We start from the raw sequence: 17,292 nt of genomic DNA on the forward strand, positions 1-17,292 counted from the left end.
GCATCGAAACTTACCTATTGATAAAGGGCGGCGTGACCAGCGGAGCACCCAGCAGAACCTGTTCAGGGCTGTTAATTCCCGGGCCAGAAGCATTCATCATGTCCCCGAACTCTCCATGCGACGAGGTGTGATCCTCGATGTAAGAATGCGCCAGCCCATTCGGCCGCTCATTCCACCCTCCTCCCAAACCCGCAATGAAATTGTCCCTCTGAAAGCGACTACCGCCACGCGCATTTACATCAATCCACGTTCCAACGCTGCTGCTGAGTGCTTGCAAGGCACGGGAATTGAATCTGCTCACGGGGTCAATGGTGATGAGGAGGTCAACCTTGCCGCATGCTTCCAGCGCGGCGGCAGCCGCCGTATCGCCTCCCCAACTGTGACCAATGAGATTGATTGGATCGCCCGGAGCATGTTTAGCGGTGTTATTGATGTCCTTGACGATGCCGTCCAGATCTTTCCATGAGTAGTACGCGGAGTTAGGACGCTGTGCGCGATGGTCGTTGTAGTAGTCCATAACGTTCCGGAATGTTCCGTCGGCAGCCCCGCCCACGAAAATGTCCCGAAGACCATCCGGATCGATCCGATTCAGCGGATTGTTGCTCACCACCGCATACGGATTGACCCCTCCCGCAATCCCTAGCGGGTCCGCCCTCATGAATCGCCCGACACTCGGATCGACGTAGCGATGCATGTTGTAGATCAGTCCAGTCTCCCGGTCGTAGTACGACCCGACGGAGCGCACATTGAGCGAGTAGCCGTTGGACAACGTCGGCTGCTCGCCCCACGCATTCGCCTTGTACGGGTTCCGCCAGATCACCCTGCCCTTGCTGTCGCTGACCACACGCGGATTACCTGTGTGATCGGCCGCGGCGTAGCTCACCGTCGATCTAGCACCCACCGAAGCCGGCGTATCCACGGTGGAGACCAGGGTGTCGCCCAGATAGATGTAGGTACGCGAACCTTTGGGGCTGATTTCGCTGATCAGGTGGCCACGCTCGTCGTAGACGAACCGAGTGGACACGCCGTCAACCGTCTTCGCGATGCGTTCGCCCTTCGCGTTGTAGGTGTAGGCGATGTCGCTCGCACGGGCGCCTGCTGCGGTAACTGTTCCGGCTCCGAGCAGCACCATCATGGCGAGAAAAACGCGGAATGGCTTTGGCGACTTGCCGCAGCCACAGGGGTCACAAGCGTTCGGAGACATGGGTAACACCCAGCCATGCATCAAAGGAGGGAGGTGGTTAATTAGTCAGGCCGGCGCTCTTAACCAACCTCGCCCCTTTATTTTTCAGCCTACTTCCCTTGTTTGGTGAAAAATCCCCAAGGATTGAACCCCTCTCGCTACGACGCTGCCGGCGTACGCTGCGCCTCCCCTCGCACCTGATCCCACTGCATCCGCATATGCGCCTGCGTCGCGCACCGCGTCCCCATGTCGATGAAGGCAGCAATACCTTCCAGCATGATCGGCAACCGATGCGCGTCAACACTGCCGCGTTCGTCGACCAGCTCAGCCAGCAGTTTTACGGCGTTGTAGGCGTAATGCAGCCACTCGGTGGCATCGTTGAGCAGTTCGTCCGGACCCGCAGAGGGGTCGGAGAAATAGTTGGTGTGGCGAATGATCCACGGCTCGCCAAAAACATGGTTATTCATAAGCAACTCCTTGCCAGCTGCCGCACCCCTGCCCGTAAACGGCACGCCGCCAGACAGCACGACGTGCCGCGACCACACGGACTCGAAGGTTCACCGACAGCCCAATGCCTTGGGCGCCGGGCGGCGTTGATTGAGGAAGTGGAAGGCGGCGTCAGGGGTTTTCGCTATCGCATACGGCAACGTGCCGGGTAGGACGGCTCGGAAAACTGACAGCGAAAACTCTTAGCCGACGGTTCTTCAACCGTGTCCGCAACGTCGTCGGACGGCCCGGATGGTCGGTGGGTGTGTCGCTGAGGGGATCAGCGAGCGAACAAGTAATGGAATGGACGCCTCCCGTCCTACCCAAACGCTTGCTACGGGACGCGGGCGATTCGCCTGGCTCAAGGACATGGATCCTTTCCGGGTGTAATACATCCCTCTCAACCGGAACCGCTGGAGGGTACGCCATGAAATTCATCACTCAGCCCGTTATCGGCGTGGATATCGCCAAACAGGTGTTCCAGGTTCACGAAGTGAACACCACAACAGGCGAGATCACGAGCGTGAAGCTCAAGCGTGCGAAGTTCTTGGAATATTTCGCCAATCGGTCAAGCTGCCTGATTGGCATGGAGGCTTGCGGCGGTGCCCAGCACTGGGCGCGCCGGCTGATAGCCTTGGGACACAACGTCAGACTGCTGCCTGCGCAGCAGGTACGGCCCTTTGCGGTAGGCAACAAGAACGACGTCGCCGACGCGCGTGCGATTTGGATGGCGGTGCAGCAACCTGGTATCCGGGCGGTGGTCGTGAAGACCGAGACTCAGCAGGCGGTACTGGCGCTGCATCGGATGCGTCAGCAGCTGGTGAAGTTCCGCACCGCGCAAATGAATGGGCTACGTGGTCTGTTGGCCGAGTACGGCGAGGTGATGCCGAGAGGTCGCTTCGCACTGGCCAAAGCGATTCCCCTGGTGCTTGAACGACTCATCGATCGGTTGCCTGCCGTGCTGATCGAAACATTGCGCGAGCAGTACGCACGCATCGGTCAGATGGGAAGCCAGATCACCGATATCGAGCGCAGGCTACATCTATGGCATCGCAGCGATGAAGACTGTCAGAGGATCGCCGCCATCCCTGGTGTGGGATTGCTTACCGCCACAGCCGCGGTCGCCACCATGGGCGACCCGCATGCTTTCCGTTCCGGCCGGGAATTCGCTGCCTGGCTCGGCCTGGTGCCTAGGCAGGTAGGTACGGGGGGACAGGTAAGACTCCTGGGCATCAGCAAACGGGGTGACACCTACTTACGAACCTTGCTGATCCACGGGGCACGCTCGGTGCTGGTGCATAGCCAAAAACCATCACCGTGGATATCGGCCATCCTTCAGCGTCGATCACTCAACGTGGCGTCGGTGGCATTGGCCAACAAAATCGCACGCACGTTATGGGCGCTCATTGCCCATCATCGCCTCTATCAATCCGGATACGTGAGTCAGCCAACCTAGAGCGTCGCCACGTCATCTTCCTCTTTCACCGTGGGACGTTCTTTTAAAGTTTGCGCAAGGTTCGTAGCGACGTGATGGTCAACAGGTCGGACCGTGATCCGCCAAACCTGAATACGGTACAGGACTTTCGAGTCCTTACAAGTAATGAGGCGTGGATCAGCTCATTCCATCAGGGCCAGCAGGCATGGGCCTGCACGACAGGCCGAATACATAACTGCAACCGTGCCCTGTGGCTTCATCGCATCTCGAAGAGCCTTGCCAAATGGGAGGCGTCCATACATGCCGTATGATCTGGCTTAGCCATGATCAACTCCTAGATAGTTGGTGATGGTCAGCGGGTCAGGGGTGTTGGTAGCACCCTTGGCCCGCGCTTCTCACAGCATTGCTGCCATGGTTGCCCGCGACGCGCGTACAAGACACTCCGCGGGCAACGCCATCGACACTAGCAAATGGAATTTGGGTTGTCTGTAGGGGCACGCCGACGCTACGCGTGCAGAACGCATTTGCAGACTTCTCCGATAGTCCGCACCCTGCGCGTCGCTTCGAGCAGCGTCTGTCGAATGCCACGTCTACTGATACGAAAACGTATAGGTCGCCTGCACGCTGAATGTCCCGACGGGAACAGAGGCGGCACTGCAGGTGCCGCATCGGTAGTGATAGTAGGACGCCCGCAACGGAATATTCAGCACGCCATCCGGCGTGTCGCCGACGAACCATTGACCGTCGGCTCCGGCAGTGGCCGAGTCCGGCGAAAACGTCACGTTGGTGCCGTCCTCCCGTTGGATCCTGATGCCCAGCGCTCCCCACTGCCCGTTTTTCGGAAACAAAAGATTCGAACGCGCGCCCGGAAAGTTGGCATCCGTCATCAGCATGTACAGGCGGGCGCCTTTCTGGCATTTCAGCGAAATATTGAAAGCCGTACTGCCAGCCGTCGCGGTTGCATCATCCGTAGAGCTCGAACCCGTCCCCAGGGCATTCAGCGATACGGTGGGCAAAGCGACCGTCTGCGCCGAACTGGTCACCGAACACGTCGTCAGCGCAGGCTTGCGAATCGCGTAGTCCACCACGAAATAGCTGCCTGCAGCCGATCCATTTCCCCAGACCTGATTCTCCACACTGATCTGCGGCTGCAGCTTCTGGGCACCGCTGGAAACCGTCTCCGCCGTTTTCACCAATTCGAACGATCCGCTCCATCTGAAACTGGTCTGACCGGCGGGAGCCGGCCCCAGTGAGGTGGCAGCAGAGTAGCCACCGAACGCGCCGATAGCCATTGGGGCTCCTGAGGCATCGCGAAAGCGGAAGCCGACGCCAGCCACCTCGCTTTGCGCTTGCTTGTACACGCCATCCAGGCCACTCACGGCGGTAATCGATACAGCCGGCGTCTGGAAATGCAGGGCCCAGGGTTTGCCTCCGGTCACGCCAGTGCTGTTGCAGGTGAAGGTCCACGTCATCGAGATTGTCGAGCCAGGAATGACTGCTCCTACGGGGAGATCCCGCGGGACATCGAGATTGACCAATGACACCGTGGCAGGAAGCCTCGGCGAGCCGGAGGCCGCGCAATCGTAATGCGCGGCCTGGACCAGCCTGGGCGCAATCCAGTGCGTCAGCAGGAACAAGGCCAGCAAGAACCTGCCCCGTACAGGCCATCGCCGACGCCCGGCAATGCCCGTCGCACTGGGCACCGCGGCGCGGCGGATTCCGCGACAGCCATCGGCAATGAAAACCGCAGCGCTGCCCTTCATCAAGGCGCATGCTCAGGCGATGCGCCATCGACCGTGTCGGCGCAGTCCAAAGCAGGAATGACCGGCCAGCAGCTCTCTGCAAAAGCTTCTGACGAGAAATGCGGTGAATTTCCCATACGAAGAACCAGGCGGCTGATTAGTCGTCGGCATCCTAATCAGCGGCGGCCCCTCGTTTTTCGCCCTGCTTTCGTTATCGGACGAAACGGCACCGGAATCGAATTGCATCTTCTTAAGGCACTGAGGCTCCCCGTCTCTCGCACCTGCTGCCACCGCATAGCCATGTACGCCTGCGTCGCGCACCGCGTACCCATATCGATGGCAGCACCGCGCACGGCTACGCGTCCGCCAGGCCTGCTCGGAAAACGGCATTGCCGCCGTGGTTGCCCGCGACGCGCGCACGAAACATCTCGCGGGCAACGCCATCGACATCATTCAACGGATTGGGGTTATCTGCAGGAAGCGCGCCGAGGTCATGCGCGTGGAACGCATTTACGGACGTCTCCGATGGTCTGGCCGTGCGCTACTTCTTCGAGCCGACCGCCGTCACCAGCGGAAACCGCGTCTTCAGCACATCCGCCTCGACCCACTTGGCTGTGATATCGCAGCCGGCTTCCAGATAGGTGTAATCCCTCGCGCCGCTGTGCTTGGGGTCGGACGGAGGCAGCCGGTAATGGAAGCTGCAGCTGCGCCCTTCATCCATGCGCACGGTCAACCTGCCCTCTTCGGCAATGCCACGAACCAGCGCGCGTGCGCCCTGCGAAACCACGCCCACCACGCGCCCTTCGCTGTCGACGATGTCCGAGCCGAAAGGAATCGTCAGCCCCTGCACAGGCTTGAGATCGATCACCGCCACGCGGCCCTTGCGGGTCGCGAACGAGGCCATCACCACGGCGCCGTTGCGCGGCACTACCTCCTGGCTTCCGTCCAGCAGTTCCACGTCCGACGACAGGCCCTGCGGACTGAGTTCGATGCTGTTGCGCCGGTACGGCGTCAGGTAAGGCACGATGGCAAAGCCGGCGCGATTCACCTTGCTGCCCGGCGACATGCTGACGGCGGCACCCGCTGCATCCGGCGCCTTGATCAGGCCGATGGTGTCGCCCATGCTCTGGCCCAGCGTGATGCCGCCGGCATGGATCACGGCCGCACCGGTCGCGCCGAACGACGCCTGCCGATAACCCGCTCCGCCGGCGGCCGAGCCGGTGAGCACAGCCAGCGGGCTGCGGTAGGTGCCGTTGGCATTCCACGATACCGCGCCCTGCGCGTCACGCCCCAGCGAGGCGCCGTAAGCAGCCCGATCGCCCACTGTGCGGTTGAAGGAGATCCGTCCGTCCGTGCCGTCACGCCCGGTGCCGGCACCGACGTCCATGCTGCCGCCGCCGAACGGAATGGACAGCGACACGAACACGCGGTTGTCCATGCGGCCGTCGCCGTTGCGCGCACGCGAGGCCGCCACCGAGTAGTTGAACCAGCGCGACGAGCCGCTGTAGCCGAGCTGGAACTGCGAGTCCATGCCGCCGCGGCCCCAGTAGTTCTGCGCGGAACCGGTGAGATACAGCGAGCCCTTGCCGACCGGCTGGCTGATCGTCACCTGCGCCGAACTGCGCTGGCGCCACACGCCGGTCATGCCGATGCCCTGTGCGCGCACAGCGTCGCTCAGGCTCAGATAGCCGCCGGTCGAATAACGATAGGCCGCCACCGACACATTGGTGCCCGTGGCGTTGATGGCCTTGCTGTAGGTCACGCGGAAACTGTTGCCCTGCCTGGTACGCCTGCGCTGTGGCTTGGCAGCACTGTCGCCGGTCTTGGGCTGTGCCTCCAGCGCGACTGCCGGCAGGCGGGCGCGCGCATGCGTGGCGTCCAGGCCGAACGCGCCCAGCCGCGTGTTAAGTGCAGCGCCCAGCTGCAGCGCCTGGTAATCCTTGGTGAGCGTGGCGCCGCCGTAGGCGGTGACGCGGTTGGACAGACCGCGCTGCAGGGTGCCCTGCCACACCATCGGATGCACATCGCCTTCCGCGCTGCGGTACTGGCCAAGCGACACGCTGTAACGCGAGTTGCCCGGACGCAACAGACGGTTGACGGCGGCATAGGGCACGCTGAAGCGCTGCTCCTGGCCGCTGGCTTCGCGCACGGTCACCTCGAGATCGCCGCCGTAGCCGGTCGGATACAGGTCGTCGATGCGAAACGGACCGGCCGCGACCGTGGTCTCGTAGACCACATAGCCGTTCTGCCGGATGGTGACCGTGGCATTGCTGGCGGCGATGCCCTGCACCACCGGGGCATAGCCCCGCTGGGAGTCGGGCAGCATCTGGTCATCGCTGGCGACCTGGACGCCGCGCAGCGCCACGCTGTCGAACAGATCGCCGCCAGTGACGAAATCGCCCACGGTCATGCGGGAGCGCAGCGAGGACAGATCGTGCTGCGCATAGTTGCGCAGGTTCTGCCAATGGATGCCGCGCCCGTCGCTGCTCCACTGCAGCGAGGATTGGTGCCGCAGCTGCCAGCCGCCGAGATTGAGGCCGCCGACCAGGCCGACGTAGCCGTCGCGCGCGCGGCGGCCACGGCTCCAGCGCTGGGAGGTGTTGAAGTTGTAGCTCAAGGTGGCGGCGGTGATGCCATCGTCCCAGCGCTTGGGATCGACGTAGCCGCGCGCCTGCTTGCGCAAGGAGGCCTGCGGCACGCTGATATCCAGGCGTTGTTCGCCGGAATCGAAACGCACGGCCGCGGCGGGGATGAGTCCCGCCAAGTCGATGCAGGCAGCGGACTGCGCCGCTTGCGGCAGATCGACGCCTAGCCGCGTCAGCAGCTCGCCGCTCAGGCAGGCCGCTACATCCGCGCCGGGCGCGGGTGCCTCGAAGCGCAGCGTTTCGCTGCCATGCAACTCATTATTGAGGTAGAGATCCACCCGGTACGTGCCGGGCGCGACGCGGGGGCCCGAGCGGAAGCGCTCGAGGTCGGCCGAGCCCGCGCCGCCCGAGAGGAAGATCGGATCGAATTCCAGGCCTTCCACCGGCGCGCCGCCCGCCGGGGCGCCGCCCGTAGCCGCCGCCTGCGCCGCCCACGGACCGGCGCCCGCCAGCGCGCACAGCAGGCACAGCAGGCACATCGGGAGTTTGCGAGGACGAAGCCGACCCCGCCCGCCCTCGGCGGGGCGGAACATCGTCGCGGACATGGTGGTTGGCCTCTACAGAACGGAAGCGGTGGCGAGACCGGTTCGCTCAGAGGCGCCGGTCGAATTCGCGCTGCGCACCGTAGTCATCGATGGCCACGTAATGCACGGACAGCTGCGCCGGCACGTGCCGCAGCTCGCTCACCGGCAGGCTCAGGCTCGCGCCCGGCCCGACCATGCCGTCACCGGCATCGAGCGACTGACCATCGGCCTGCAGCTTCACGCCGACGAGCGAGACGTGGAAGGCGCTGGGATTGCTGGCCTGCAGCGCATAGCCCGATCCAGCGGGCACGAGCTTCCACGCCAACTGCTGCATCGCGTCGTCCGCCTTGCCCGGCAGTTTCTCCGGACGGAAGAACACCTTGATCCGCGTGCGGAAGGCGAACTGCAGTGCATTGGTATCCGCGTCCGGCTTCGCCTTGGGCGGAATCTCCAGCACATTGAGCCAGAACACCGATTCCTTGTCGTCCGGCAGCGGCTCGCCGGTATAGACCAGGCGCAGTACCTGGCTGCGCCCGTTATCCAGGCGCACGATCGGCGGCATCAATACGAACGGCGTCTTGATCGACTCCGGCGACTGGTGCGAATCGCCGGTATCCATCCACGACTGCACCACCACCGGCAGCTGCCCGTTGTTATGCAGGCGCACATCGACATCTTTCCGCTGCGCGGGATACACCACGCGCGTGCCGTCGATCACCACCGAGGCCAGGCTCGATGCGGCGGTGGCAAACAGCATGCCGGCGGCAAGTAAACGAATGATCTTTTTCATGCGCGATTGACTCCCAAACTGATCGGAGGGTGCACCGGGTGCCGCACCCTCCGCACCAAGGCTCACTGATACACGAGGCTATAGGTCACCGAGCTGTTGGCCGTGCCGGCGGTTACTTTGTCCGTGGCGTAGTACTGCACGCTGTAGTTCAGGGTGGCCTTGCCTGTTGTGTCAAAGGCCACTGTGTCGATGCTGCTTGCATCGCCGATCTTGATGACGCCCGCGTCGTTGTCCAGGAGCTGAAGCTGGAGCTTCGTCGCAGTACTGGCGCTCGTGAGTTTGAGCCGCCCTGTGGCCGTATCGACATTCGGCCCTACCTCGAAAAATGCCTTCACTGAACCGGTGGCATTGCCGGGGGTTGGACTGGCGCCGTCTTTGCATACAAGATCGATCGAGAACGACGTGGCACCAGCCACATTGCCTGATGCACTTAGGATGTTCGCCGCAACGGTCGGCAGCGTGACGCTGGGATTGCCGTTAGTGATGGTGCAGGTATTACCGACAATCTTGCCGGTGATAGTGACGGTGCCGTCCGACGCATACGCTGAGCCGACGAGCACCAGTGCGCCGGCCAGAGCGGCACGAGCGATGTGTTTCATGATGAAGTTCCTACAGGAGCGGTCGAATCGCCGAGGATAAAACCAAGCTCCGCCGACCGGGTTCAGAGCCACGCTAAAGTAGGAATGATCAGGTCATGGATAAACCAGAAATTTCCAAGAGGGCACCCTGTGAGGGGGACTACAGGAATAATCTCAGCGCGAATATTCTGGTGATGCTGCCGATGGACTCGCTTGAGCGCCATGCATCAAACCAGCCATGCACGGCAGATATGTGATCAGCCAGCATCGACAGCATTTGTCAGCGCTCCCCTACGACGCATGCACGACCGATGCATAGCACCACTGATGGATGTAGACCCGCATTCACCAGGCGCACAGTAGCCGCCGCTCCGCAACCGCGAAGCCACGACTGATGAATCGGGAGAACGCCATGTCCAACAAACACGCCGCCGAATTCCGGCTCGAACACGCCGGCGGCCAGCCGGTGCTCAAGCTCTACCTGCCGCGCGGCGCTTCGTTTGCCGAAGCGTCCAAGTACGAGAAGCTGCGCCAGGAAATCATCCGCGGCCTGACCGGATGCCCGGCCTGCACCTCGGGTGTCCCGTTCCAGATCTCGGACGATCCGGTGATCCTGGTGGCTGCCGAGGCCGCGCACGTCGTCGAACGCGTCAACGCCCAGATCGGCAGCCGGACCGCTGCCGCCTGACGGGTTACCGCCACATGTTCACGCGTCACTCGATCGGCGTCGGGGTGTTGTTCAATCCGTCCCTCGCGGATTTCGTCGAGCACTGCTCCGACGCCGTCGATTTCTATTCGGTGATTCCCGAGCGCTTCTGGAACGACCATGGCCGCGGCGCCAGCCAGCGCTTCGTGCCGCTGCCCAACGAGATCGAGCTGCTGGATCGCATTGCGGCGAAAAAGTCCGTGGTGGCGCATGGCGTCGGTCTGTCCATCGCCAGCGCCTCGCTGTTCGATCTCGACTACGTCCACCAGCTCAAGGCCTGGCAGGCGCGCTACGGCTTCGCCTGGATCAGCGAGCACCTGGCCGCGGTGCGCATCGCCCAGGCGGCGGGCAGCGATCACCACGCGGGGCTGGCCCTGCCCCTGCCGTGGGACGAGGAACTGCTCGATCTGCTGTGCGAGCGCATCCGGCAGGCCCAGGATGTGCTGGGCCAGGCCATGCTGTTCGAGAACGGTGTGGAATACACGCCGGTGCCGTTTTCCGAGATGAGCGAACCGGCGTTTCTCAATGCACTGGTCGAGCGCACCGGCTGCGGCGTACTGCTGGATCTGCACAACCTGCATGTGAACGCGAAGAACCTGGGCCACTCGCCGGTCGACTTCATCGACGCGCTGAATCTCGACGCCGTGCAGGAGATCCACATCGCCGGCGGCTCGAGCATGCACGGCATCTACCTGGACTCCCATTCGGGACCGTGTCCGCCGGAAGTGTTCGAGCTGCTGTCCCTGGTGGCGCCACGCTGCCCGCAACTGCGCGGGGTGACCTTCGAATTCCTCGAATCGTATTTCCCCATGATGGGCGACCAGGGCGTGCTCGCGCAGATCGCCGCGGCGCGCCAGGCATTGCAACCCTCCATGAGCAACGTGCCATGTCCCTTGCCGAGTTCCAGCGCGCGCTTGGCGACCTGATCGCCTCGCCGCGGCACAGCGCCGAGGTCGCCGCGCACCCGCAACAGGCGCTCCACGACTACGCGCTGACGCAGCGCGAACGGCGCCGCCTGTGGGTGATGGCCAGCGATGCGCGCATGCACATGAACTGCACGCTGTACCGCATCAATCGCATCATCCCCATCCATTCCGTGTTGCCGTGCACCTGCCGGAGGCTGGGCGAGGCGCTGGGCGGCGTGCTCGACGCCTATTTCGCCGACGAGCCGGACAGCACGCTGCAATACCTGCTCGAAGCCCATCGCTTTGCGCACTGGCTGCTGGCCCGTCCACCGGCGATCGATTGGCCGCTGGATGCCCTGCGCGACCTGCTCACCTTCGAACTGGCCTGCCACCACGTGATGAGCGCACCACGCCAGGCGCCCGATACGAGCGAGGACGATCCGCGCCTGTGCCTGGTCACGCTGCACCACGATGTCAGCCACCTGCTCGACGATCAGACGTCCACGCCGACGCCGCTGCCCGCGCCGGTGACACTGCTGCTGGATGCGCGTGGGGATGCGCTCTGTGTCATGCCGGTGGACAGCGAAGATGTGGCGGATTGACGGCTATCGGGAAACAGATTGCCTCAACCAAGTTCTTGCGCCAGCCCGATGAGCAGCCCTTCCGGGCCGCGGATATAGCAGAGCCTGTAGACGTCCTGATAATCGACCACTTCGCCCACGAGCTGCGCACCGTGCCTGCGGAGCCGCGCGAGCGTCTCGTCGAGGTCGTCTACAGTGAACATGACGCGCAAGTAGCCCAGGGCATTCACCGGCGCGTTGCGATGATCCGCGGCGACGGACGGCCGGAGAAACCGCGAGAGTTCGAGCCGGCTGTGGCCGTCCGGCGTGGACATCATGGCGATCTCGACCTGCTGATCGCCCAGTCCGGTGACACGTCCGGCCCATGCACCTTTGATCATGGCGCGGCCTTCGAGATTGAGACCGAGTTCGCGAAAAAATGCGATCGTCGTATCGAGGTCTTCGATGACGATGCCCACGTTGTCCATCCGTTTCAGTGCCACGTGCCCGCTCCCCAAAGACGTCAGTTGCCGGAAAGCCGCAGGATACCCATGGGTCAAATGCGGCGATTGCAAATGAATAAACATCAAGCGGCCCCATCGATTTCGTAATTGCGCGCCGCCGGCAGCCTTCTCAGCATGCATGGCCGGCGAGCACGACGCTCGCCGTGTTCCGGATGAACTCTGCAGTTCCATCAACCGAGAGGGTTTCCCAGTATGCATTTACGCAATGGGTCCGTTACCCGAAATCGAGCCCTTATGACTGTCCGCCGCCGATCCGCTGGAGGCCAGCCAAAGTTCCGGATGCTCCCCGCCCTGCTCCTGGCCGCCAGCTTGTCGCTGATCCCGCTAAGCGGGCGCGCGCAGTTGGCCAATCCCACCTATGGCTGGAACCTCGGCAACACCCTGGAGGCCACCTGGTCGGGCGCGGTGATGCCCACGCAGCAGCTGATCAATAACGTCGCGGCCGCCGGCTTCAACACCATTCGCATTCCCTGCGCGTGGGACCACAATGCCGATCCCAATACGCATGTGATCAACGCGTCCTACATGGCGACGGTCACGCAGGTCGTGAAATGGGCCCAGGCGGCCAATCTCACGGTGATCATCAACGATCATTGGGATGGCGGCTGGTTCGAGAACTCGAACTTCAACAGCCTCGATACCAACGTCAATGCAAAGCTGGTTTCCTACTGGACGCAGATCGCGAACAACTTCAAGGGTTACAACTCGAAGCTGCTTTTCGCCGTCGCCAACGAGCCGAACGTGACCTCGCAGGCGCAGACCACGGTGCTGCTGCAGTATTACCAGAACTTCATCAATGCGGTCCGCGCCACCGGCGGCAACAACAGCACGCGTTGGCTGGTACTCCAGGGGCCGGGTGGCGGAAACATCGACAACACCAACAGCTGGGTGACGACGCTCCCCTCCGACCCGGCCAAGCATCTGGCCTTCGAAGTGCATTACTACGCGCCCTATCAATTTGCACTGATGAACGCCGACGCCTCGTGGGGATCGATGTGGTACTTCTGGGGCAAGAATTACCACTCCTCGTCGCTGACGACCCGCAACGCCACCTCTTCCACCGAGGAGTCGTACGTGACGTCGGAACTGCAGAAGATGCAGTCCCAATTCACCAGCAAGGGCATCCCCGTGCTGCTGGGTGAATTCGGCGCCATCCGCCGCACCGGCACGACAGGCCTGACGGGCACCGAACTCAACCGGCATCTCGCATCGCGGACGTATTTCGACAAGTACGTGGTCAGCCAGGCCAACAGCCTCGGCATTCGGCCGGTGTACTGGGACGACAGCGACAACGGCACGGGCAACAATGCCTTCGGCATTTTCAATCGGTCCACGGGCGTGCTGACCCGCCCCGATGACGCCCGCGCCTTGACTGGCGGTGCGGCGCTTCCGCCACCGGGGGGCTAGTGGTCTGCGTCGGTGGGTAACGCGAGCATGCGGCCGAAGGGATAAAAGGGCCGGAGGCAGTTAAAGGGTAGCTCCTTAATTACCTCCGCCTCCTTTGGCCTTCGTCAGCGGCTGCATCGAATCAGATCGCACTGGCCTTTCCGCCATCCATCGGAATGACTGCCCCGGTGACATAACTGGCCAGCGACGAGGCCAGGAACAACGCAACGTTGGCGATTTCCTCGGGCTCGGCAATCCGCCCCATCGGAATCTCCGCCACCTGCGCCGCCAGCAACTCGTCTTTCGACTTGCCGGTGGCGCGCGACGATGCTTCCAAACCTTCCTGCATCCGGCCGGTGCGCGTCGTGCCGGGGTTGATCACATTCACCCGCACGCCCTTTCCCGCATACGCCGTGGCATAGCCGACGGACGCCAGCATCAGGGCCGCATTCGCCGCTCCACCGCCGATATGCACCGGATTGGCCTGCCGTCCGCCCTGCCCGACGACGTTGACGATGGCGCCGCGCCCACGCGCCGCCATGCGCCGGATCACCGGATCGATCGCATGCATATAGGTGAAGTACTTCGCCTGCATCGACGCATGCAGCGCATGCGCATCCAGTTCGGCCGGCGGGGTGCGCCGGGCGGCGCCGGCGCAATTGACCAGCACGTCGATCGGGCCGTGGTCGTCTTCGATCCGCTCCATCACCACCTGCGCGGCGACGCTGTCGGTGAGATCCGCCGGCTCCACGTGCAGCACCAACCCCTCGCCCTGCAGCTGATGGCGCGCCGTCTGCAGGTGCTCGACCGAGCGCGAGACCCCGATCACCGTAGCCCCTTCGCGCAGGAACGCCCTGGCGCAGGCGAGGCCGATGCCCTTGCTGGCACCGGTGACGACGACGACACGCCCGGAAAGGCCAAGGTCCATGCGCGAGCTCCTGTGCTGGGGTCCGCTTATTGAAACAGAAGCCAGCGCCCATTAGCCGTGACGATCCCGGCCACGGCGACCCGCCTCCGGGCGGCCTGATGCTTGTCACCCGCGATACCTGATGCCCGCCGCTGCCGCCGGCTAAACCTCCGCGCGACCCTATGCATCGAAGGCAGGACCGGGCGCGGCGCGCACTCCGTTCCCGGTCCGCCAACCCCGGCCCGCCCCCATAGGCCATCAGTCATGTTGCGATTTCAGCGATCGCCTATTGACGGGTTCAAATATGGTGTTATAGTTCACTACAACACCGGTCCACGAGTTCACTAAAGGAGACCCGCCATGAAAGCGCCGAACCTGCTCGCCCTGACCGCCGCCGTCCTGCTGACCACCGCTGGCCTGGCCGCCGTGAACAACAACGTCAAGGTCGTGCCCGTCACTGAAATCAACGGGGTCAAGGTCATCAACCTGGCTCCGATCGAAGTCCGCCCGACCGCCGAGGACATGCGCGCCGCCGCCCTGCTGGCCGATGCCGGCCTGGCCACCGCCACCGTCGCCATGACCCCGGTCGCCGCCCACGCCGCCGAGAGCGGGGTCGCCCTGCTCGGGGCCCAGCTGGCCATGCCCTACTATTCGTTTGGCACCACGTTCGGCCGCATCACGAAGGATTAATCCATGACCATCACCTGGAACGACAGCGTCCCGATCTACCGCCAGCTGCGCGAACGCGTCGTGGCGATGATCCTGGACGGCGCCTTGAACGAGGGCGACCCGCTGCCGTCAGTGCGCCAGGTGGCCGCGGATTTTCAGATCAATCCGCTTACGGTCTCCAAGGCGTACCAGGAACTGGTCGACGATCAACTAGTGGAAAAAAGGAGGGGACTGGGAATGTTCGTGATCGATGGAGCCCGCGAGGCATTGCTGAAGTCCGAGCGCGAGCGGTTCCTGCGCGAAGAGTGGCCCACGCTGTTCGAACGGCTGCAGCGCCTGGGTCTGGATCTCAAGACGCTGCTCAGCGCGGCGGAGGCCAAGCAGTCATGAACGCCATCGTCTCCGCCAGCGGACTGCGCAAGCGCTACAAAAACACCACCGCCCTGGACAACGTGGATTTCCGCATCGAGTCCGGACGCATCGTCGGCCTGATCGGCCCCAACGGCGCCGGCAAGACCACCGCCCTGAAAGCGATCCTGGGCTTGACCGATTTCGAAGGAAAGCTCGACGTCCTGGGCTTCGACCCGCGCACCCAGCGCGACCGCCTGATGGAACAGGTCTGCTTCATCGCCGACGTGGCGGTGCTGCCCCGCTGGATCCGCGTACATGAGGCGATCGATTTCGTCGCCAACGTGCATCCGCGCTTCGACCGGGCCAAGTGCGAGGGTTTCCTGGCGCGCACCAAGCTCACCCCGAATCAGCGCGTCAAGCAGATGTCCAAGGGCATGATCGTGCAGCTGCACCTGGCCCTGGTGATGGCGATCGACGCCCGCCTGCTGGTGCTGGACGAGCCCACCCTGGGCCTGGACATCCTCTACCGCAAACAGTTCTACCAGAGCCTGCTGGAAGACTACTTCGACGAGAACAAGACGATCATCGTCACCACGCATCAGGTCGAGGAGATCGAGCACATCCTCACCGACCTGATGTTCATCCGCGACGGCAAGATCGTGCTGGATGCCGACATGGACACGGTCGGCGAGCGCTTCGCCGAAGTGATGGTCGGTGCCGACAAGGCCGCGACCGCGCGCAGCATGAAGCCGCTGGACGAACGCCAGGTCTTCGGCAAGAGCATCTTCCTGTTCGACGGCGCCGACCGCGCCACGCTGGAAGCCATGGGCGAGGTACGCCGCCCGTCGGTCAGCGACCTGTTCGTCGCCACGATGAAAGGGACCTACGCATGAAAACCTTCTACTGGATGGTGAAGCGCGAATTCTGGGAGAACCGCGGCGGCTTCCTGTGGGCGCCGGTGGTCACCGGAGTGGTCTTCCTGGTGCTCAACGTGATGGCCATCGTCGCCGCCGAGGTAATGCGGGCGCGCAACGGCATCGAGATCGGCGGCAACAACTTCCGCGTGCTGATCGAGAAGGCCAGCTCCGGCGACCTGGCCCAGGTCGGGGCGGCGCTGGACATGACCATGCTGTCCTCGATGGCGCTGATCACCTTCGTGCTGGCCTTCGTGGTGTTCTTCTACTGCCTGGGTTCGCTGTACGACGACCGCCGCGACCGCAGCGTGCTGTTCTGGAAGTCGCTGCCGCTGTCCAACACCGGCACCGTGCTGTCCAAGGTGTTCAGTGCCGTGATCCTGGCGCCGGCGATCGCCGTGGTGGTCGGTATCGCGGTGGGCCTGGTGCAGCTGGTGATCTTCTCCCTGGTGCTGTCCTTCCATGGCATCAACATGTGGGAGCTGCTGACCCTGGCCCACCCGGTGCGTGCGGTGATCTCGCTGCTCAGCTCGGTTCCGGTGTATGCGCTGTGGGCGGCGCCGGCGGTGGGCTGGTTGATGCTCTGCTCGGCCTGGGCGCGCAGCAAGCCGTTCCTGTGGGCGGTGGCGGCACCGGTGGTCGCCGGCCTGATGGTGACCTGGTTCGGCATCATGGGTGTGTTCAACCTGCCCACGCAGTGGTTCTGGTCCAACATCGTGGGGCGGGCGCTGCTGAGCGTGTTCCCCGGTTCGCACTTCGCCATGGACAAGCACGCCTTCCGCGGCATTTCCGAGGGCCTGGGCGAAGCGCACAACCCGCTGGCGCTGATCTCGCCGACGCAGACCTACGCGGTGCTGGCTTCGCCCAACCTGTGGATCGGTGTCGCGGCCGGCGCCGCCCTGATCGCCGCGGCCATCTGGTTCCGCCGCACCGGCGACGACAGCTGAGCAAGCTCGATGGCGGCGGCCGCAAGGCCGCCGCTGCTTT

The 17,292-nt window shown here is 63.5% G+C and carries 17 protein-coding genes; 9 read left to right on the top strand and 8 right to left on the bottom strand.

The features are described 5' to 3' along the window. Positions 1–10: 10 nt before the first annotated feature. Together BM172_RS01750 and BM172_RS01755 are read right to left on the bottom strand one after the other, a co-directional pair. Complete coding sequence (locus tag BM172_RS01750; RefSeq protein ID WP_177218765.1) at positions 11–1,204, bottom strand: RHS repeat domain-containing protein; 1,194 nt, start codon at positions 1,202–1,204, stop codon at positions 11–13. Between the two features lie 137 nt (positions 1,205–1,341). Then, complete coding sequence (locus BM172_RS01755; protein WP_026634376.1) at positions 1,342–1,650, bottom strand: hypothetical protein; 309 nt, start codon at positions 1,648–1,650, stop codon at positions 1,342–1,344. A 446-nt stretch (positions 1,651–2,096) separates the two neighbouring features. On the opposite strand from BM172_RS01755, the gene BM172_RS01760 reads away from it, so the two are divergent. Then, positions 2,097–3,125 carry an IS110 family RNA-guided transposase gene (locus BM172_RS01760; protein ID WP_026634377.1) on the top strand — a complete coding sequence of 343 codons (1,029 nt, stop codon included), beginning with the start codon at positions 2,097–2,099 and terminating at the stop codon, positions 3,123–3,125. Between the two features lie 569 nt (positions 3,126–3,694). On the opposite strand, the gene BM172_RS01765 is transcribed toward BM172_RS01760, so the two are convergent. The 4 genes from BM172_RS01765 to BM172_RS01780 form a co-directional block, all read right to left on the bottom strand. Then, entirely contained in the window at positions 3,695–4,750 is a 1,056-nt protein-coding gene (locus BM172_RS01765; protein ID WP_177218766.1) for a fimbrial protein, read from the bottom strand. A gap of 637 nt (positions 4,751–5,387) precedes the next feature. Continuing rightward, positions 5,388–7,970: a fimbria/pilus outer membrane usher protein gene (locus tag BM172_RS01770; protein WP_051548460.1), complete on the bottom strand. Its 2,583-nt coding sequence runs from the start codon at positions 7,968–7,970 to the stop codon at positions 5,388–5,390. Between the two features lie 112 nt (positions 7,971–8,082). After that, positions 8,083–8,805, bottom strand: coding sequence for a fimbrial biogenesis chaperone (locus BM172_RS01775; protein WP_035322835.1), 723 nt, complete (start codon positions 8,803–8,805; stop codon positions 8,083–8,085). 62 nt (positions 8,806–8,867) lie between these two features. Continuing rightward, entirely contained in the window at positions 8,868–9,404 is a 537-nt protein-coding gene (locus BM172_RS01780; RefSeq protein WP_026634379.1) for a fimbrial protein, read from the bottom strand. A 391-nt stretch (positions 9,405–9,795) separates the two neighbouring features. On the opposite strand from BM172_RS01780, the gene BM172_RS22390 reads away from it, so the two are divergent. From BM172_RS22390 to BM172_RS01790, 3 genes are read left to right on the top strand one after another with little or no spacing between them, the layout of a single operon-like run. After that, entirely contained in the window at positions 9,796–10,071 is a 276-nt protein-coding gene (locus tag BM172_RS22390) for a hypothetical protein (protein ID WP_026634380.1), read from the top strand. A 14-nt stretch (positions 10,072–10,085) separates the two neighbouring features. Continuing rightward, entirely contained in the window at positions 10,086–11,015 is a 930-nt protein-coding gene (locus tag BM172_RS01785; RefSeq protein WP_026634381.1) for an MbnB/TglH/ChrH family RiPP precursor modification enzyme, read from the top strand. Next, positions 10,976–11,596 (top strand): hypothetical protein, encoded by a 621-nt coding sequence (locus tag BM172_RS01790; RefSeq protein ID WP_026634382.1) that lies wholly within the window; start codon positions 10,976–10,978, stop codon positions 11,594–11,596. The genes BM172_RS01785 and BM172_RS01790 overlap by 40 nt, the downstream gene beginning before the upstream one ends. A 23-nt stretch (positions 11,597–11,619) precedes the next feature. Here BM172_RS01790 and BM172_RS01795 read toward each other — a convergent pair whose 3' ends face one another. After that, positions 11,620–12,057: a VOC family protein gene (locus BM172_RS01795; RefSeq protein ID WP_026634383.1), complete on the bottom strand. Its 438-nt coding sequence runs from the start codon at positions 12,055–12,057 to the stop codon at positions 11,620–11,622. 255 nt (positions 12,058–12,312) lie between these two features. Here BM172_RS01795 and BM172_RS01800 point away from each other — a divergent pair, with 255 nt between their 5' ends. Then, positions 12,313–13,485, top strand: a complete 1,173-nt coding sequence (locus BM172_RS01800; RefSeq protein WP_177218767.1) for a glycoside hydrolase family 5 protein — start codon at positions 12,313–12,315, stop codon at positions 13,483–13,485. Positions 13,486–13,606: 121 nt separating this feature from the next. On the opposite strand, the gene BM172_RS01805 is transcribed toward BM172_RS01800, so the two are convergent. Continuing rightward, on the bottom strand, positions 13,607–14,392 hold the full coding sequence (locus BM172_RS01805) for an SDR family NAD(P)-dependent oxidoreductase (RefSeq protein ID WP_026634384.1): 786 nt from the start codon (positions 14,390–14,392) through the stop codon (positions 13,607–13,609). Between the two features lie 339 nt (positions 14,393–14,731). On the opposite strand from BM172_RS01805, the gene BM172_RS01810 reads away from it, so the two are divergent. The 4 genes from BM172_RS01810 to BM172_RS01825 are packed head-to-tail and all read left to right on the top strand — an operon-like array spanning position 14,732 to position 17,252. Continuing rightward, positions 14,732–15,061: a hypothetical protein gene (locus tag BM172_RS01810; protein WP_026634385.1), complete on the top strand. Its 330-nt coding sequence runs from the start codon at positions 14,732–14,734 to the stop codon at positions 15,059–15,061. Positions 15,062–15,064: 3 nt separating this feature from the next. After that, the gene (locus BM172_RS01815) at positions 15,065–15,430 is read left to right on the top strand and encodes a GntR family transcriptional regulator (RefSeq protein ID WP_026634386.1); all 366 of its coding nucleotides are present in this window, start codon (positions 15,065–15,067) and stop codon (positions 15,428–15,430) included. Next, on the top strand, positions 15,427–16,284 hold the full coding sequence (locus BM172_RS01820) for an ABC transporter ATP-binding protein (protein WP_026634387.1): 858 nt from the start codon (positions 15,427–15,429) through the stop codon (positions 16,282–16,284). Before BM172_RS01815 ends, BM172_RS01820 begins: the two co-directional genes overlap by 4 nt. Then, entirely contained in the window at positions 16,281–17,252 is a 972-nt protein-coding gene (locus BM172_RS01825) for an ABC-2 transporter permease (protein ID WP_026634388.1), read from the top strand. Before BM172_RS01820 ends, BM172_RS01825 begins: the two co-directional genes overlap by 4 nt. The last annotated feature ends 40 nt before the right edge of the window (positions 17,253–17,292 follow it).

Origin of the sequence: Dyella marensis, from assembly GCF_900112865.1 — a bacterium.
GTDB lineage: Bacteria > Pseudomonadota > Gammaproteobacteria > Xanthomonadales > Rhodanobacteraceae > Dyella_D > Dyella_D marensis_A.

Bases quoted from the DNA above. Each gene is read 5' to 3' on its own strand.
- BM172_RS01750 (WP_177218765.1), bottom strand. From the start codon at position 1,204: ATGTCTCCGAACGCTTGTGACCCCTGTGGCTGCGGCAAGTCGCCAAAG.
- BM172_RS01755 (WP_026634376.1), bottom strand. From the start codon at position 1,650: ATGAATAACCATGTTTTTGGCGAGCCGTGGATCATTCGCCACACCAAC.
- BM172_RS01760 (WP_026634377.1), top strand. From the start codon at position 2,097: ATGAAATTCATCACTCAGCCCGTTATCGGCGTGGATATCGCCAAACAG.
- BM172_RS01770 (WP_051548460.1), bottom strand. From the start codon at position 7,970: ATGTGCCTGCTGTGCCTGCTGTGCGCGCTGGCGGGCGCCGGTCCGTGG.
- BM172_RS01775 (WP_035322835.1), bottom strand. From the start codon at position 8,805: ATGAAAAAGATCATTCGTTTACTTGCCGCCGGCATGCTGTTTGCCACC.
- BM172_RS01780 (WP_026634379.1), bottom strand. From the start codon at position 9,404: ATGAAACACATCGCTCGTGCCGCTCTGGCCGGCGCACTGGTGCTCGTC.
- BM172_RS22390 (WP_026634380.1), top strand. From the start codon at position 9,796: ATGTCCAACAAACACGCCGCCGAATTCCGGCTCGAACACGCCGGCGGC.
- BM172_RS01785 (WP_026634381.1), top strand. From the start codon at position 10,086: ATGTTCACGCGTCACTCGATCGGCGTCGGGGTGTTGTTCAATCCGTCC.
- BM172_RS01790 (WP_026634382.1), top strand. From the start codon at position 10,976: ATGTCCCTTGCCGAGTTCCAGCGCGCGCTTGGCGACCTGATCGCCTCG.
- BM172_RS01800 (WP_177218767.1), top strand. From the start codon at position 12,313: ATGACTGTCCGCCGCCGATCCGCTGGAGGCCAGCCAAAGTTCCGGATG.
- BM172_RS01805 (WP_026634384.1), bottom strand. From the start codon at position 14,392: ATGGACCTTGGCCTTTCCGGGCGTGTCGTCGTCGTCACCGGTGCCAGC.
- BM172_RS01810 (WP_026634385.1), top strand. From the start codon at position 14,732: ATGAAAGCGCCGAACCTGCTCGCCCTGACCGCCGCCGTCCTGCTGACC.
- BM172_RS01815 (WP_026634386.1), top strand. From the start codon at position 15,065: ATGACCATCACCTGGAACGACAGCGTCCCGATCTACCGCCAGCTGCGC.
- BM172_RS01820 (WP_026634387.1), top strand. From the start codon at position 15,427: ATGAACGCCATCGTCTCCGCCAGCGGACTGCGCAAGCGCTACAAAAAC.
- BM172_RS01825 (WP_026634388.1), top strand. From the start codon at position 16,281: ATGAAAACCTTCTACTGGATGGTGAAGCGCGAATTCTGGGAGAACCGC.